17 protein-coding genes are annotated in these 17,110 nt (G+C 40.8%); 6 read left to right on the forward strand and 11 right to left on the reverse strand.

The genetic code is table 11. The features are described from left to right. Nucleotides 1–70 precede the first annotated feature (70 nt). The 4 genes from BLL40_RS08600 to BLL40_RS08615 all read right to left on the reverse strand — a co-directional run bounded on the left by BLL40_RS08600 (nucleotide 71) and on the right by BLL40_RS08615 (nucleotide 4,141). Complete coding sequence (locus BLL40_RS08600) at nucleotides 71–973, reverse strand: hydroxymethylglutaryl-CoA lyase (RefSeq protein WP_073711503.1); 903 nt, start codon at nucleotides 971–973, stop codon at nucleotides 71–73. A gap of 40 nt (nucleotides 974–1,013) precedes the next feature. Beyond that, the gene (locus BLL40_RS08605; RefSeq protein WP_073711504.1) at nucleotides 1,014–1,226 is read right to left on the reverse strand and encodes an acetyl-CoA carboxylase biotin carboxyl carrier protein subunit; all 213 of its coding nucleotides are present in this window, start codon (nucleotides 1,224–1,226) and stop codon (nucleotides 1,014–1,016) included. Nucleotides 1,227–1,421: 195 nt separating this feature from the next. Next, the gene (locus BLL40_RS08610; protein WP_073711505.1) at nucleotides 1,422–2,774 is read right to left on the reverse strand and encodes an acetyl-CoA carboxylase biotin carboxylase subunit; all 1,353 of its coding nucleotides are present in this window, start codon (nucleotides 2,772–2,774) and stop codon (nucleotides 1,422–1,424) included. A 227-nt stretch (nucleotides 2,775–3,001) separates the two neighbouring features. Further along, nucleotides 3,002–4,141, reverse strand: a complete 1,140-nt coding sequence (locus tag BLL40_RS08615) for an acyl-CoA dehydrogenase (RefSeq protein ID WP_073711506.1) — start codon at nucleotides 4,139–4,141, stop codon at nucleotides 3,002–3,004. A gap of 338 nt (nucleotides 4,142–4,479) precedes the next feature. Between BLL40_RS08615 and BLL40_RS08620 the strand changes: the two genes are divergently transcribed. Then, nucleotides 4,480–5,175, forward strand: coding sequence for a CoA transferase subunit A (locus BLL40_RS08620; RefSeq protein WP_073711507.1), 696 nt, complete (start codon nucleotides 4,480–4,482; stop codon nucleotides 5,173–5,175). A gap of 238 nt (nucleotides 5,176–5,413) precedes the next feature. Next, nucleotides 5,414–6,067 (forward strand): CoA transferase subunit B, encoded by a 654-nt coding sequence (locus tag BLL40_RS08625; protein WP_073711508.1) that lies wholly within the window; start codon nucleotides 5,414–5,416, stop codon nucleotides 6,065–6,067. A gap of 280 nt (nucleotides 6,068–6,347) precedes the next feature. Here the strand turns inward: BLL40_RS08625 and map are convergent, their stop codons facing one another. Next, on the reverse strand, nucleotides 6,348–7,091 hold the full coding sequence (map, locus tag BLL40_RS08630; RefSeq protein ID WP_073711509.1) for a type I methionyl aminopeptidase: 744 nt from the start codon (nucleotides 7,089–7,091) through the stop codon (nucleotides 6,348–6,350). Nucleotides 7,092–7,247: 156 nt separating this feature from the next. Here map and BLL40_RS08635 point away from each other — a divergent pair, with 156 nt between their 5' ends. Further along, nucleotides 7,248–7,871 carry an HAD hydrolase-like protein gene (locus BLL40_RS08635; RefSeq protein ID WP_073711510.1) on the forward strand — a complete coding sequence of 208 codons (624 nt, stop codon included), beginning with the start codon at nucleotides 7,248–7,250 and terminating at the stop codon, nucleotides 7,869–7,871. Between the two features lie 168 nt (nucleotides 7,872–8,039). Here BLL40_RS08635 and mscL read toward each other — a convergent pair whose 3' ends face one another. From mscL to parE, 4 genes are all read right to left on the reverse strand, one after another. Next, a complete protein-coding gene (mscL, locus tag BLL40_RS08640; protein WP_073711511.1) occupies nucleotides 8,040–8,420 on the reverse strand; it encodes a large conductance mechanosensitive channel protein MscL in 381 nt (126 codons plus the stop codon). A 252-nt stretch (nucleotides 8,421–8,672) separates the two neighbouring features. Then, nucleotides 8,673–10,121, reverse strand: coding sequence for an ATP-binding protein (locus BLL40_RS08645; protein ID WP_073711512.1), 1,449 nt, complete (start codon nucleotides 10,119–10,121; stop codon nucleotides 8,673–8,675). A gap of 249 nt (nucleotides 10,122–10,370) precedes the next feature. Continuing rightward, nucleotides 10,371–12,797 (reverse strand): DNA topoisomerase IV subunit A, encoded by a 2,427-nt coding sequence (parC, locus tag BLL40_RS08650; RefSeq protein WP_073711513.1) that lies wholly within the window; start codon nucleotides 12,795–12,797, stop codon nucleotides 10,371–10,373. 3 nt (nucleotides 12,798–12,800) lie between these two features. Then, complete coding sequence (parE, locus tag BLL40_RS08655; protein WP_073711514.1) at nucleotides 12,801–14,777, reverse strand: DNA topoisomerase IV subunit B; 1,977 nt, start codon at nucleotides 14,775–14,777, stop codon at nucleotides 12,801–12,803. Nucleotides 14,778–15,009: 232 nt separating this feature from the next. On the opposite strand from parE, the gene plsY reads away from it, so the two are divergent. Both plsY and BLL40_RS08665 read left to right on the forward strand, forming a co-directional pair. After that, nucleotides 15,010–15,609, forward strand: coding sequence for a glycerol-3-phosphate 1-O-acyltransferase PlsY (gene plsY, locus BLL40_RS08660; protein ID WP_173799916.1), 600 nt, complete (start codon nucleotides 15,010–15,012; stop codon nucleotides 15,607–15,609). Between the two features lie 106 nt (nucleotides 15,610–15,715). Next, complete coding sequence (locus BLL40_RS08665; RefSeq protein ID WP_073711516.1) at nucleotides 15,716–16,009, forward strand: HesB/YadR/YfhF family protein; 294 nt, start codon at nucleotides 15,716–15,718, stop codon at nucleotides 16,007–16,009. 221 nt (nucleotides 16,010–16,230) lie between these two features. Here the strand turns inward: BLL40_RS08665 and BLL40_RS17540 are convergent, their stop codons facing one another. Together BLL40_RS17540 and BLL40_RS08670 are read right to left on the reverse strand one after the other, a co-directional pair. Next, entirely contained in the window at nucleotides 16,231–16,398 is a 168-nt protein-coding gene (locus tag BLL40_RS17540; protein WP_173799908.1) for a hypothetical protein, read from the reverse strand. A 34-nt stretch (nucleotides 16,399–16,432) separates the two neighbouring features. Continuing rightward, a complete protein-coding gene (locus BLL40_RS08670) occupies nucleotides 16,433–16,855 on the reverse strand; it encodes an acyl-CoA thioesterase (protein WP_073711517.1) in 423 nt (140 codons plus the stop codon). Nucleotides 16,856–16,973: 118 nt separating this feature from the next. Between BLL40_RS08670 and BLL40_RS18005 the strand changes: the two genes are divergently transcribed. Continuing rightward, entirely contained in the window at nucleotides 16,974–17,096 is a 123-nt protein-coding gene (locus BLL40_RS18005; protein ID WP_281247245.1) for a hypothetical protein, read from the forward strand. Nucleotides 17,097–17,110: the final 14 nt, after the last annotated feature.

Consider the following 17,110-nt stretch of genomic DNA (forward strand, 5'->3'; position numbering starts at 1 on the left):
TCCCTCCCTTATTCGCGACCCGGATGCCACAAGCCAACGCAAATTTTCATATACCGAATAACCCCCTAGCTTATCCAGTCAAGCTGCATACTTGAAGACTATGGCTCGGTAAAGGTCTTCCCACCTTATCCTGAATAAAACGGGATGCGCTAAGCAGCTTTTCCTGATTCACCCCTGTGTTAATCCCCATACTGTTCAACATGTAAAGAAAATCTTCTGTAGCCACATTGCCAGATGCACCGGGTGCATATGGGCATCCCCCTAAACCGCCAAGGGAGGCATCAAATATGGTAATCCCCATGTCTAACGATACTAAAATGTTAGCTAATGCTATCCCATGAGTATCATGGAAGTGTAAAGCAAATTTATTTGCAGGAAAACGTTTTAATAATGCCTCTAACACTTCTTGGACTTGCTTCGGATTAGCCACACCGATCGTATCACCAAGAGACAACTCTCCAATTCCCATCTCAAATAAAGTTTCCGATACACTAATAACCTTTTCTATATCAACGATACCTTCATAAGGACATCCAAATACGGTTGAAACATATCCTCGACTAGACTTTCCTGCTGATTGGGCCTCTTCCACCACTTTTTTTAAAATAGGAAACGTATCCTCTATCGATTTGTTAATATTTTTCCGATTATGTGTTTCACTGGCTGACATAAACACAGCCACTGTATCAATGTTGGCTTCTAGCGCCCGCTCCAGACCTTGGCGATTCGGAACGAGAGCCGTATAGGTTACACCCGGCACACGCGTAATACCTGCTGCTACCGCAACTGCATCTGAAAGGGCAGGAATCCATTTCGGATTGACAAAGGAAGTAATCTCGATATTTTTCAAGCCACTCCCAGACAATTGATTGATCCAAGCGATTTTATCCTCCGTAGAAATAAACACCTTCTCATTTTGCAATCCATCCCTTGGTCCTACTTCTTTTATCGTTACGCTGGTCGGCCAGTTCATCGCCACGTCTCCCTTCATCCCGTTTCATATCTTTAGGGGATTACTCAAACTCCACCATTACATCGCCTTCATTAACAAAATCACCTTCACTCACCTTTACTTCTTTGACAGTCCCGGGGAAGTCCACTGCAATTGGAATCTCCATTTTCATCGATTCTAAAATAACCACATCCTGTCCTGCATCTACCTGATCCCCAACTTGAACAAGAATCTTCCATACACTCCCCGCCATAATCGCTAATACTTGACTCATCTTTATTCCTCCTATTTCACGCGGTTTATGTGGTTCCTTGTTTTTCTTATAAAGTGAAACTTCATTCAGTGGGGGTTAGGTTCACAGGATGTGAATCATGCAGACGTTGTCACAGGACGTGACGATCTTAGTCTGCGTTCCCCGCTATCCCCCGCTTATCCTTCTTTTCTTTTCGAAGTCTTGAAGCCGGGGGTCTTACTGTCCGTTAATGCGGGATAAATACTTTTCCACAAAGTTCGTTGTCGTATCGCCTGAACGGAATGCCGAATGTGCTGCCACTTCTTGTAACAGCGGAATATTCGTTTTGATTCCCTGAACTTGATAATGGGCTAACGCAAATTGGAGACGATTAATCGCCTCATTACGGTCCTTCCCTTTTATTACGAGTTTGGCAATCATCGGATCATAAAATGGTGTAACGATTGACTTATCGCTCACTGCTAATTCATGGCGAATACCTGGTCCTTCGGGTAACACTAATTTTGTAATCGTGCCAGGTGACGGGAAGAATGTCTTCGGATCTTCCGCATAGATTCGTACTTCGATCGCATGCCCATCAAGTTTTACATCAGACTGAATAATATTTAAGGAATCACCGGCTGCAATCCGGAGTTGTTCTGCAACTAAATCCAATCCAGTAATTTCTTCCGTGACCGGATGTTCAACTTGCAGGCGAGTATTCATTTCAAGAAAGTAGAAATTCTTATCTGCATCAACCAAAAACTCAATCGTACCAGCATTTCGATATCCGATTGATTTAGCTGCCTTTACTGATGCCTCCCCCATCTTGATGCGAGTAACTTCATCCAGAAACGATGAAGGAGCTTCCTCTACTACTTTCTGATGACGACGCTGTACCGAACATTCACGTTCCCATAAGTAAACGGTATTTCCAAATCCATCAGCCAAGATTTGAATCTCAATATGTCTTGGATTGTCTACATATTTCTCTACGTACATAGCACCATCACCAAAAAAATCCGTTGCTCGTTTTTGATTCCCGCCAAACGCTTTACGAATTTCATCTGCACTGCGAACAATCTGCATCCCAATACCGCCCCCACCTGCTGAGGCTTTGAGCATAACCGGGTAACCTATACGATCGGCGACTTGCACCGCTTCCTCCGCGTCAACTAATGGATATGTTATACCCGGAACTACCGGAACACCAATTTCTTCCATAGTCTTCCGTGATTCAATTTTGCTGCCCATGCGAGAAATAACTTCAGAAGAAGGACCAATAAATATAAGCCCCTCTTGCTCACAACGGCGCGCAAATTCAGCATTTTCTGAGAGAAGGCCATATCCGGGGTGAATTGCCTCCACTTTAGATAATCGGGCGACTTCTAAAATCTTATCAATGTTTACATAACTCTCAGCTACTCGCGGACCTCCAATTAAATAGGCCTCATCGGCCATTTTGACATGGGGCGCTTCCGCATCGGCTTCTGAGTAAACCCCTATCGTAGAAATACCCAAAGACTTGCACGTTCGCATAATCCGAACTGCGATTTCTCCTCGATTAGCGACCAGAACCTTTGTAAACATTCTTTGCCTCCTCTGCCTTTGCTCTATCTTTTGACAGGTATGCACATACGATCCACATAAGTCAAAATTCATATAGGATGTTATATTCGCTGCATTGTTGACTAAGTTTGTATGAATGAACATGATACCTTTAGGAAACCCCGATGTGTATTGCATATTAATCACATCATGTAGGTTAATGGTAAACATTTACAGGAGATCCATCTCTTTTAAATAGGGTATTTTTCTTAACAGCCGATTTGACGAGCAATAACCATTCTTTGTACTTCAGAGGTTCCTTCACCAATCTCTAAAAGCTTAGCGTCACGGAAGAATCGCTCCACTTGATACTCCTTCATATAACCATAACCTCCATGGATCTGTACGGCTTGATCACATACTTTCATACACATTTCCGAAGCATATAATTTAGCCATGGCTGCTTCTTTTTTAAATACCCTTCCTTGATCTTTCAACCATGCTGCTTTATAAACCATGTTGCGAGCTAATTCAATATTCATAGCCATGTCAGCCAGCTTAAATTGGATGACTTGAAAAGCAGATAAGCTGTTACCGAATTGTTTTCTTTCTTTTGCATATTGAAGCGATTTCTCATAAGCTCCTTGAGCAATTCCAACAGCCATTGCCCCGATCCCGATTCTTCCTCCATCAAGAGTAGCTAAAAACTGCTTAAATCCATTTCCTTCTACACCAAGAAGATTCTCTTTCGCAACGCTTACATCATTAAAGATTAGCTCCGTTGTATTTGAAGAATGAAGTCCCATCTTTTCATAATTACTTATCACAGTAAATCCTGGTGCATCAGTAGGTACAATAAACGCACTAATTCCATTAATTCCTTTTGATCGATCTGTTACCGCAGTGATTGCGAGGTTTTTGGCATAGCTTGCATTGGTAATAAAACATTTAGAACCAGAAAGTACCCACTGATCCTCATTAAAAATCGCTGTTGTTTGTGTTCCGCCTGCGTCAGAACCTGCATTTGGTTCAGTCAAACCAAAAGCACCCAAGTACTCCCCTGTACAAAGTGGCGTTAAATATTTCTCCTTTTGCTCATGCGTACCAAATAAATGGATAGGTGCTCCACCTAATGAAATATGCGCAGAATAGGTGATACCTGTAGATCCACATACTCGGCTTAACTCTTCTACAACAACAGCAAAGCTGATTGTATCTGCATCACTGCCACCATATTGTTCAGGAAAAGGAAGACCCATTATCCCTAATTCTGCTAATTGATCGAATATCTTCTTTGGAAATTCACCTGTACGATCCCTTTGATCTGCACCTGGAGCAACTTCAGCTTCCGTAAAATCACGAATCAACTTACGGATCATCGTTTGTTCTTTCGTTAAATCAAAATCCATTAAACTTCGATCCTTTCTTTTTTCATTTTCAAAAATTTTATTAATACTATCTAATTAGTTAGTGAAATAGAAATACCCATTTTAGATTTTCTATTCCATGAAAATTTAAAATTTATAGATTTTACATAAAAATACCGTTGGATGATTAATTATAGAAAATAAGATTGATAATACAATTTGTGGTTTTGTCTTATAATCTATAAAGTATTCTTGATTTTGTTATTTAATGCTATTTATTTAACGCTGTTTCCTTCCTGTAGATTTTATTCTTTTTATGTATTTTATAGAAAATCAATATATAAACTCTTATATAAGAAAAAAATGGGGGAGGGATTTTTATGGAGAAAGTGATGACATCCTTTCAAAAAGCGGTTTCAGACATTCAAGACGGCACGACGCTTATTGTTGGCGGATTTGGTTTGTGCGGCATTCCGGAATTCTCTATTCAGGCACTTCGCGAACAAGGTACAAAAAATTTAACCGTTGTAAGCAATAACTGCGGCGTAGATGACTGGGGCCTTGGCCTTCTTTTAGCTAATCGGCAAATAAAAAAAATGATTTCTTCTTATGTAGGAGAAAACAAAATTTTTGAACAGCAGTATCTAAGTGGCGAACTCGAAGTAGAGTTAACGCCTCAAGGTACACTCGCTGAACGGATGAGAGCTGGCGGAGCTGGTATTCCGGGCTTTTACACGGCAACCGGTATTGGGACATCCGTCGCAGACGGAAAAGAAATGAAAGAATTTGACGGGAAAACCTATCTTCTTGAACGAGGAATCATTGGGGATTTTGCGCTCGTGAAAGCCTGGAAAGCAGATACTCTTGGCAACCTTGTATACCGTAAAACGTCCCGCAATTTTAATCCATTGGCAGCGATGGCAGGAAAAATCACGATTGCTGAAGTCGAAGAAATCGTAGAGGCGGGCGAGCTAGATCCAGATGTAATCCACACGCCAGGTATTTTTGTGCAGCGTATTCTGGTGGGCACTAACTATCAAAAGCGGATCGAGCGGCGTACTGTTGGACAAGCATAACCCGATAAAGTGAAACTTCATTCAGTGGGGGGTTTTCTTCATCCCTCAATGAATAAACAGAAACTCAGGTAATGAGCACCGCGTCCTGCGGCCATACCTGAGTGACCGGGCTCAGCCTGGCCCGAACCAACCGGGTTTTTACGGGCAGTTGATCCCCCACTTATCCTTCTTTTCTTTTCTAAGTCTTGAAGCGGAGGTCTTACAGCCCGTTAATGCGGGATAAAAGGAGCGGATGAAAATGAAAGACACACGTTTAACGATTGTTAAAAGAGCAGTGCAGGAAATTAAAGATGGGATGAATGTCAACCTCGGAATTGGAATGCCGACACTGGTCGCAAATGAGATTCCTGAACATATCAACGTATTATTGCAGTCGGAAAATGGACTACTTGGCATGGGTCCATACCCGATAAATGGTGAGGAAGATCCGGATTTGATCAATGCTGGAAAAGAAACGATTACAACAGTTCCTGGGTCCTCTTTTTTTGACAGCGCTGAATCATTTGCGATGATTCGTGGCGGTCATATTGATCTTGCCATTCTTGGTGGAATGGAAGTGTCCCAAAAAGGGGATCTTGCCAACTGGATGATTCCGGGCAAAATGATCAAAGGCATGGGCGGCGCCATGGATCTTGTCAATGGAGCCAAACGCATCGTCATCGTCATGGAACATATAAACAAGCATGGCGAGTCGAAAATAAAAAAAGAATGTACTTTGCCTCTAACGGGTCAAAGCGTTGTACACCGGTTGATTACGGACCTTGCTGTATTTGATTTTACACCGGATGGCATGGTACTGATTGAAATAATGGATAGTGTGACCATAGAGGAAGTGAAAGAAAAAACGGAAGCAGCATTTCACGTTTCTGCAGAATTGTTGAAGCTTGAATGAATGAAATTACTGTCCCAGTCAGCATTAGGAGAGAGATCAAACATTTAATCAATGGAGTACATTGAAAGAAATCCTATGCAACATGTTGTCGTTCCAAAAAAAGAAGAAGATTTTTTAGAAATAGATTACATGGAATCAAATTAAATATGGTCAATTTATGATTAGAGAGTGTAACTATCATAAAAAAACAGCCCCATAATTTGTTGTTATATGGGGCTTGAAACATTGAGATATGAGCATTTTGAAGGATATGTATTAGCTATTCAGCAGCGGCGACCGATTACTTTGTTAAAATAATTGGCTCGCCTTTCGTTACAATGACCGTATGTTCAATTTGCGCGACTCGACTGCCATCAGGTGTTATGAACGTCCATCCGTCTCCTGATTCTTTAATCATATCCGCTTTTTCCGATACGAACGGTTCAAACGCAAGTACCATGCCTTCTTTTAAAAGCGCGTTATCCCAAGGATCAAAATAATTCATAATATGCTCCGGTGCTTCATGAAGTGATTTACCGATACCATGGCCTGTTAAATTTTTAATGACTGCAAATCCATTCCGGCGTGCTTCATTAGCAACGGCTTTCCCGATTTGATTTTGCTTGGCACCTGCTTTTATTTTTAAAAGGCCACGTTCAAATGACTGCTCTGCTGCTTCACATAATTTTGTTAAAATCGGTTCGCCTTCACCGACGACGAATGAAATGCCTGTATCCGCAAAATAGCCATCATAGGAACCAGATACATCAATATTGACAAGATCGCCTTCTTGAATAACACGGCTTCCTGGAATACCATGTGCTACTTCATCGTTAACGCTAATACATGTAAAGCCCGGGAAATCATATTCACTTTTAGGACCGGAGATGGCACCGTGCTCTTTAAATAAACGCCCCCCCAGTTCATCAATTTCTTTTGTTGTTACACCTGGTTTCGTATAAGCTCGCATTTCATTACGAATCACTGCGACAATGCCGCCAATTTTTTTTAACGCTTGTAGCTCTTTATCTGTTTTTACAATCATTTTGGTCATTCCTTCTCTTTTGATTTTCCATTTCTTATTATAACAGAACGCGTACATCGTGAAAAAAAATCTTTTTTATGTTTGACATACCGTTCCAGTGTTAAACTAACAGTATACGTGGACGACTCTGTCCTTATTCGAAAGGATGATATGTTTATGGCAAAATGTGTAATATTTGATTTTGATGGAACGCTTTCTGATTCTCTCCAGGTGTTTATTAAAGCCTATAACAATTTTGCTGAACAGGAAGGCTATAATAAAGTTGACCTGGACGATTTGGATGATTTAAAAAAAATGAGTATTCCTGAGCGGTGCCGTCATTTAAATTTTCCGATGCGTAGCATACCATTTGCCGCTCCGAAATTATACCGCTACATACGTGAATCCCGAGAAACACTTCCGCTTTTTCCCGGTATAAAGCAAATGCTTGACGAATTGAACAGCCGTGGCATTCATATTGCTATTATTTCATCTAACGCAAGCGATATTATTAAAAATTGCCTTGAATTAAATGGCATCAACTATGTACATGATATTTTATCTTCCAAATACATTTTCAGCAAAGACAAACTTATTAAAAAGCTCCTTAAACAGTACGGTTACGCAGTAGAGGATGCCTTTTATGCAGGCGATGAACAGCGTGATATCGATGCAAGTAAAAAGTCCGGTCTTCGTGTCGTCTGGACGTCGTGGGGCTATGACGACGAGTCATTGATTAACGGTCCCGATTTTAAAGCAACAACACCAGATGATATTGTCGAGTTTGCGTCAAGAGGATAACAGATAAAGTAGCTGTAAACAACTTTATCGTTTCAAATAAAATTTCTCTGTTTCCCTTATGTACATCCGTTTCTATAATGACTGAACGTTCAATTCTAGTACACGTAGATTAAATACGTACGAAAAAAGTTCATTAAAAAATGTCCAGGCGTCTGCCTGGACATTTCTTTATAGCTGTTTCGTTTGTAATAAGTCGCGAATTTCAGTTAACAGCTCTTCTTCTTTCGTTAAAGAAGGAGGTGCCTCTTCAGCTTTTTTCTCACGAATGTAAATTTTATTAAATAGTTTAATAAATAGGAAAATAGAAAAGGCGATAATCACAAAATCAACAATCGTTTGAATAAACAGTCCGTACTTTACGACCGCATCGCCAACAGTAATTGATAAATTGGAGAAATTAATTCCGCCGAGTAAAAGACCGATAAGCGGCATAATGATGTCACTAACAAGTGACGCCACAATTTTACCGAATGCTGCACCGAGAATAACCCCGACTGCAAGATCAATGACGTTCCCGCGCATCGCAAACTTTTTAAATTCTTTCATCATCATTTTCACCTCTCATTCTTTTGTCTACTTCAATATATCACCATTTTAGCGTGGCGAAACCTATTTTTCGACAAAATATTGAATTGAGTGAAAATGACTTACTCTTCTCTCTCCAACTGATCTCTTTCCCCTAAACGCCGATTCAATTTTTGTTCTGATTTAAATAAGCGGATAAATAGCATCACGAAAAAAACAGGAATAGCGTAAATGAAAAGATGAATAAAAAAACTAATTATCTGCACGATATTCACCTCAAGTTTCCTTATTTACAGGTAATGTGATCGTTGCTTTCGTTCCTTTTCCTTCTTCACTTGTAAAAGACAAATTGCCATTGTGATGAGCAATCATTTTCATGCTGACCATCAGACCGAGTCCCGTTCCTTTTTCTTTATTTGAATAAAATGCTTCTCCAAGGCGTGGAATAGCCTCTTTTGGAATACCTACTCCTTGATCAATAATATCGATGAGGACGGACTCCTGTGCACTTGTTGCTGAAACCGTCACACATCCTCCATCACACATCGCTTCCATGCCGTTCTTTATCAAGTTAATCATGACCTGTTTAATTTGCTTTGGTTCCGCCTCAATTAATGGCAGCGAATCTTCTATATCCATTTTAATTTCAATATCTTTTAAAGACGCTTCCGCACGCATAAATGTGACCACTTCATCAATTAGGGCACGCAAATTAACTGCATTCATTTTTTTCGTTTTCTGCGGCTTTGCAAGCATTAAAAATTCGTTCATTATAAACTCAACCCGGGCGAGTTCCGATAAAATAATTTCACTATAAGGATTGAATGTTTCTTGCTGCCAGAGTTGGACGAATCCTTTAATAGCCGTCATTGGATTACGAATCTCATGGGCAATACCCGCTGCCAGTTGGCCAATTGCTCTGAGTGTATCGGCATTGCGAATAAGTTCCTCTTTTTCTTTTATTTCCGTGATGTCTTCAGAAACACTAATCACACGTACAGGTTCATCCTGATTATTATACACGACATTCTGGCGGGAGCGGATCCAGCGAATACAGCCATCAGCCCGAATAATCTGATAATCAAACGTGCCTTCAGGGTGGTGTAGTTGTCTAATAAACATATCTCTGTCTTCTAGACAAACAGTTTCAATAAGTGATAAAGGGTTTTTATAAATCGTTTCTCTCTTAATTCCCCATATATCTTCAAATGCTTCGCTTATATATAATATATCGATATCACCAACGGTATAAATACAAATCATTTCTCTTATATTTTCGCCCATTTCTGTCATTTGCTGCTCTGTTTCTCTCAGACGGGCATACATCATATATTGATCATGTATGTCTTTCGTAAATATGGACAAGCCTGTTGGCTGAGGATACACACATATTTCAAAGTAACGGCTATACATTTTTGAAAAAACCTCAAATTTCTTCACCTGTCGTGTCTCGGCCGCTTCTTGCAGATTCCGCTCATATAAACTGCCGCTCCAATCTGGGAATATACTCCATATATTTCCCCCGATCAATGCCCCACTTTCAACACCTAGTAGTGATTCATACTGCTCGTTTATATATGTTAATCTCCATTCATCATCAATAAATAAAACCCCTTCTGTTACATGTCCACAAATTTCTTCAAATTGATTGCCCTTTACGTGTGTAAAACGATTGGCAGACAGTAATCCCTGCTTCTGACATTCTAATTTTAAAAGTTTGTCCACTGATCGTGTATTCCCCTTTCTTTCTACAAAAAAATCAAGACACTATACTCATTTAGTAACTTCATTTCGGCATATTTATAGAAAATCCCTCTTCCCTTACCATAAATTATGCAAATGTCCTTACTTATATTATCTGTTTGATTGTTTTTTAATTATATTATTTTGAATTTTGCACATAGTTAATTTTGTAAATAAATAACTAATTATTATAAAAAAGCTTTGCGTCAGTTAATATGACGCAAAGCTTTTTTATAAATCTGCTGTTTTTTCCGACAACAGAAGACGTTGAACCATCCCCTGTTCTTTTTCATCAACAACAAAAGAACCATTTGAATAACGATCTACTTTTTTGAATAACTGTATATGTACCTCAGTATCTTCCCCTTTTTTTGTTCTCAACCAGTATGCATTATGTTCATCAATAAGAGCAGCGCCGACGACACGATGCGGATTATTTTTCAGTTCTCTTAACAACACTACACCGCGTTTCGCACGTGTCGTTCGTTCAAATTGATCAAATCCGCTCCGTTTCACAGCTCCCCGATTTGTCACAACGACAAACTGCGCATCATCTCCTTTCGAAGAGGCGATGGCCGCAATCGCATAATCATCGTCTTTTAAACTTAGACCTTTCACTCCGGCAGCACGAGGACCGACAACTGGTACTTCTTCTTCTCCAAATCGGACACCATAGCCAAAATGAGTGACGATCATTACATCCGAACCGCCATCTGTCATCACGACTGTACATATTTCATCATCGCCTTTTACATTCATTGCCACCAGTGGTCGCGAGTAGCGCTGTACTTTAAATTGGGACAGCTCCGTTCGTTTCACCATGCCTGTTTGTGTTGCAAAAAGAATGTAGTTCGATTTTGTGAAATCATGGACAGGGAAAACGGCTATAATGGATTCATCTTTTAACCCATTTACGAGCCCAGCAGCATGCTGACCAGTATCTTTCCATCGAATATCTGGCAACTCATGCACCGGCAAATACAAGTAACTGCCTTTGCTTGTGAACACGAGAAGAACATCGGTCGTGTTCATCTCCTGTTTAAATAAAAGACCATCTGATTCTTTCATTGCCGGAAGCCCTCCGGATGCCGTATAAGAGCGGATGCCCGTTCGTTTAATGTATCCTTCGCGCGTGACAGACACAATGACATCTTCACTTGTAATCATTGCTTCGCGATTAATTTTTATTTCCTGTATTTTTTCTTCAATGCTCGTTCGCCGCTCTGTTGCATATGTTTTTTTTAATTCTTTTAATTCGCGCTTAACTACTAATACAAGTTTATTGGCACTCCCTAAAATAGCTTCCAGCTGCTCAATTGTCTTTTCAAGCTCTGCCGATTCTTTCTCAAGGGCGGTAATATCCGTATTCGTTAACCGGTATAACTGTAATGTAACAATGGCTTCCGCCTGTGCTTCTGTAAAAGAAAATTCCGCTACAAGACGGTTTTTCGCATCTTGTTTATCTTTAGATGCACGAATGCAAGCAATCACTTCATCGAGAATCGACAAAGCTTTCATTAAGCCCGCTACAATGTGGTGACGCGCTTTTGCCTTTTCAAGGTCATATATAGACCGATTTGTCACGACTTCTTTCCTGTGTTCAATATACGCATCGAGCATACGGTTCAGCCCCATTAAAACAGGACGCCTGTTGTAAATCGCCACCATGTTGAAATTGTACGCGACCTGTAAATCCGTTGCTTTGTACAAATAATTTAATGTAAGCTCAGCGTTGGCTTCTTTTTTCAAATCAATAACAATTCGAAGTCCCGTTCGGTCCGTTTCATCACGTACTTCCGAGATCCCATCAAGCTTTCGATCAATGCGGAGTTCATCCATTTTTTTCACAAGTGACGCTTTATTCACTTCATATGGAATTTCCGTCACAACGATGCGCTGACGGCCGCCGCGGATGTCTTCAATTTCTGTCCGGCTGCGGATAACTATTTTGCCTTTTCCTGTTTTATACGCTTTTTCAATGCCATCAACACCTTGAATAATCCCCCCCGTTGGAAAGTCAGGGCCTGGAATAACAGTCATCAACTGTTCAATCGTACAATCGGGCTGTTCCATTCGCATAATCGCCGCGTCAATTACTTCATCAAGGCGATGCGGTGGAATTTCTGTTGCATACCCGGCTGAAATTCCTGTTGATCCATTAACGAGCAAATTTGGAAACCTCGCTGGAAGAACAACCGGCTCACTTGTTGATTCATCAAAGTTCGGAATGAAATCAACCGTCTGTTTTTCAATATCTGTTAACAATTCACCTGCAATAGCAGACAATCTTGTTTCAGTATAACGCATGGCTGCAGGCGGGTCGCCATCTACAGAACCATTATTTCCATGCATTTCAATGAGCGGTGTTCGTATTTTCCAATCCTGACTAAGACGGACCATTGCGTCATAGACGGATGAATCGCCATGAGGATGATAGTTACCAATGACATTCCCGACCGTTTTAGCAGCTTTTCGGAACGGTTTTTGATGCGTATTTCCTTCTGTATGCATCGAAAATAAAATACGGCGCTGTACTGGTTTTAATCCGTCACGTGCATCAGGAAGCGCACGCTCTTGAATAATGTATTTACTGTACCGCCCGAATCGGTCACCTACGACGTCTTCAAGCGGTAAATCTTGAATGTTTTCCTTTTCCATTAATTATTCCTCCCTGATGCCCGACAACTGATCATTTTCTAAGAGTACGGCTTCTTCTTCAAGCCCAAATGCAACATTTGACTCAATCCATTTTCTACGCGGCTCGACTTTATCCCCCATCAAAACCGTAATGCGGCGCTCTGCACGGGCGATGTCGTCAATCGTTACACGAATCAGCGTTCTCGTTTCTGGATTCATGGTCGTATCCCAGAGCTGATCAGCATTCATCTCACCAAGACCTTTATAGCGTTGAATCGTCGTCCCTTTCCCCATTTTCTTCAGCATAGAATCAAGTTCACGTTCTGTCCAAACATATTCTGCAACTTCCTTTTTGCCGGTGCCTTTGCTTACTTTAAATAATGGCGGCATCGCAATAAATACTTTTCCACTATCAATGAGCGGCTTCATGTATCGGTAGAAAAAGGTCAAAAGAAGCACTTGAATATGTGCACCGTCTGTATCGGCATCCGTCATAATAATCACTTTATTGTAATTTGCGTCTTCTACGGAAAAATCTGGTCCCGCACCGGCACCGACTGCATGAATAATTGTATTAATTTCTTCATTTTTAAAAATATCGGCGAGTTTTGCTTTCTCTGTATTAATGACTTTCCCTCTAAGCGGCAAAACAGCTTGAAAACGGCGGTCTCGTCCTTGTTTCGCTGAACCGCCTGCCGAGTCTCCTTCGACGAGGTACAGTTCATTTTTTTCTGGATTGCGCGACTGTGCTGGTGTTAGTTTTCCTGACAAAATAGATTCGCCTTTTTTACGTTTTTTTCCGCTTCTGGCTTCTTCACGTGCTTTTCGGGCCGCTTCACGCGCTTGTGCCGCTTTTACTGCTTTTTTTATGAGTAATGTACTGACTTCTGGGTTTTCTTCTAAAAGATAAAGAAGCTTTTCCGATACGATTTGATCAACTGCCGAGCGCGCTTCTCCTGTGCCAAGCTTTCCTTTCGTCTGTCCTTCAAACTGTAGCAGGTTTTCCGGCACACGGACGGATACAATCGCTGTCAGCCCTTCACGGATATCCGTTCCTTCTAAATTTTTATCCTTTTCTTTTAACAGACCGCTTTTCCGCGCATATTCATTAAATGTGCGCGTCATCGCTGCACGTGCCCCTGCTTCATGTGTTCCGCCGTCTTTCGTCCGGACATTATTGACAAATGACAGAACATTCTCTGAAAAACCGTCATTAAATTGAAACGCAAATTCTGCTTCAATGTCATTTTGTGTGCCGAAAAAAGACGCAACGGGATGAAGAGCGTCTTTTTCTTCATTCAAGTATTTGACGAATTCTTCAATGCCATTTTCATAGTAATATTCTTCTACTTGTTCCTGATCCTTCCTTTTATCTTCAAGTGTTATTTTTAATCCTTTTAATAAAAACGCAGACTCTCGCAACCGTTCACCAAGCGTATCAAATTGATACACTGTCGTCGAAAATATAGCCGGGTCGGGTTTAAAATGGATTTCTGTTCCGGTCGTTTTGGCTTTACCTTTTTTCTCAAGTGTCGTGGCAGGCTTTCCACCATCTCGAAAATGCTGTTCATATCGGAAGTCATCACGCCATATAGTGACAGTCAATGACTCAGACAAAGCATTTACAACCGATGCCCCTACGCCGTGCAATCCGCCGCTTGTTTTATAACCGCCCTGACCAAATTTCCCGCCTGCATGAAGAACCGTCAAAATGACTTCTGTTGTCGGTTTCCCTGTGCGATGCATCCCAGTCGGCATACCGCGGCCATAGTCGCGCACGCTGATCGAGTTATCCGCATGGATTGTCACACTGATTTCTTTGCCATGTCCGCCGAGTGCTTCATCGACTGAGTTGTCTACAATTTCATAAACAAGATGGTGCAGTCCTCTCCCATCCGTCGAACCTATATACATTCCCGGTCGCTTCCGGACTGCTTCAAGTCCTTCAAGCACCTGAATGGATTCATCATTGTATACTGCTCGTTGCTTTGAATCCGCCATAAAAATTTCCCTCTCTTTCTAAAAAACCGCACGATGAAACGTATGTTCCTGACTATCATATCATACTTGTCAATCGTTCACCAATATCATCTGTATTTCGTTAAAAGAGTACGTCACTTTTAAGGGAGAATCAACCGAAATATTTTTCCCGCCGCATCACCCGTCATGGTAAAATGATGAAGGTACGTTATTCAAATGATTATACATTATGAAAAGGGAGATTGAGAAATTGATTCAAGCACTTATTTTAATTATCGCCTATTTACTCGGTTCAATCCCGTCTGGACTCATTGCCGGCAAAGTCTTTTTCGGTCTTGATATACGTGAGCATGGCAGCGGGAACCTTGGCGCGACTAATTCATTCCGTGTTCTCGGTAAAAAAGCAGGTACCGTCGTCACTGTTGCCGATATTTTAAAAGGAACAGTCGCTACATTACTGCCCCTCTCGTTCGATGCAGGCATTCATCCACTGATCGCTGGACTTGTTGCGGTTATCGGGCATATGTTTCCTATTTTTGCCGGTTTTCGCGGTGGTAAAGCTGTGGCGACGTCCGCTGGTGTTTTACTTGCCTACAATCCGCTCGTCTTTTTATTTTTAGCCGCGATTTTTGTTATTATCCTTTTACTGACAAAATACGTATCTCTTGCTTCAGTGTTGACCGCTGCAGTCGCATTCATTTATGCGATCATTCATACGTTTTATACGAATGATCTCCCATTTCTCGCAGCGATTACAGCTATATTCTTTTTCGTCCTTTTCCGTCATCGAGCCAATATTGTCCGTCTTAAAAATAAAACAGAGCCGAAAGCCAATTTTGGTAAAAAAAATTGAAACAAGCGGTTTAACGTTATCACGTTAAGCCGCTTATTTCATGTTTTATTTTGACGGCACATTATTCCATGCTACACTGAGAAAAAAGAATTGGAGTTATTTCCGCATGAAAATTGAATTGAACAATCTAGCAAAAAAATGGTTTGAAGAAGAAATGTATGCAGTTAAAGGAGACTTTATCCGTTTTTATGTACGCTATGGCGGATCTAGTCCTTTGCATGATGGGTTTTCACTTGGCATTTCGAAAGAAGAACCGATTGAAGCAGCTGTGACGGCCATTTACAACGATGTCACCTATTTTGTTGAAGATAAAGATCTATGGTATTTTGACGGCCATCATCTAGTCGTCGATTTTGATGAACAATTAGACGAACCAATTTATAATTACATACGCGATTGATCTATTCCAATTGAAATTTCCGTATATGATTTTCTAACCCTTCATGCTTTAAAATAAATAGCTGTTTTTCACCGAATAAGTCAATAATATGCGGCCGGGATGGGGGACGCATGTCAATCCATTCCGGCATCAATCCGTATCTATATCCCCATTCCGCCAATCTGTCTACATAAAGTAAAACTTTCATTCAGTAGGGGTTAGGTTCACAGGACGTGACGATCTTAGTCTGCGTTCCGCTTATCCTCCTTTTCTTTTCGACGGCTTGAAGCGGGGGTCTTACTGCCCGTTAATGCGGGATAAATACAGCCCACTTTCGTTACAGTGCGGTAATATGGAAACTGCTCATCGCACCAGTAATGTGTTAAAAATGCAATATGACCTGTTCCCATCGTTCTACATCGACCCGTTTAAGTCCAAATGCTATTAAACTGGTTTCTTTTTCTGTTCATATACATGATACCATTTTGGAAATTCTTTTTTAAATTTCACTGGCCGAAATGTATCTTTGTTAACAATCGTATGCACACTTGAACCTAACACACATACGTCGCCTTTTTCATTGACAATCTCGTATCCATACGTCGTGCGAATACCACTGTTTGCCTCAATCCACGTCCGTACGGTCGCTGTTTCTCCGTAGCGAAATGGCTGTTTATAGGATAAGCGAATATCGACAACAGGTGAAACAAATCCTTTTTTCTCCATATCTGCATAATTGAAACCAAGATCTTTAATTAAACGTGTACGGCCAATCTCAAACCAAATCACATACTGGCCGTGGTAAACGACTTGCATCGCATCTGTATCCGCATAGCGAACTTCTACCTCTATTTCTGAAATAAACAATATAAAAACTCCTTTATCTCACTTGCATCACTATCTATTTTACCATGTTTTCGGCTAACGTTTATCTTTTTTATCTTTTCAGGTACAGCTAAAGGTCAGCCCCAAGGAGGAATTTATTTTGATTACGTATTTAAAAAACGAAAAAAAGAACATGATTGCACTTCTTGAAAAACTCGTCAATACAGACAGCCCTTCTTACAATAAATTACTTTGTAAATCGCTTCTTTTTCTTCATTTGTAAACAAACATTGCTCC

Source organism: Domibacillus mangrovi, from assembly GCF_001906925.1.
Classification (GTDB): Bacteria; Bacillota; Bacilli; order Bacillales; family Domibacillaceae; genus Domibacillus; species Domibacillus mangrovi.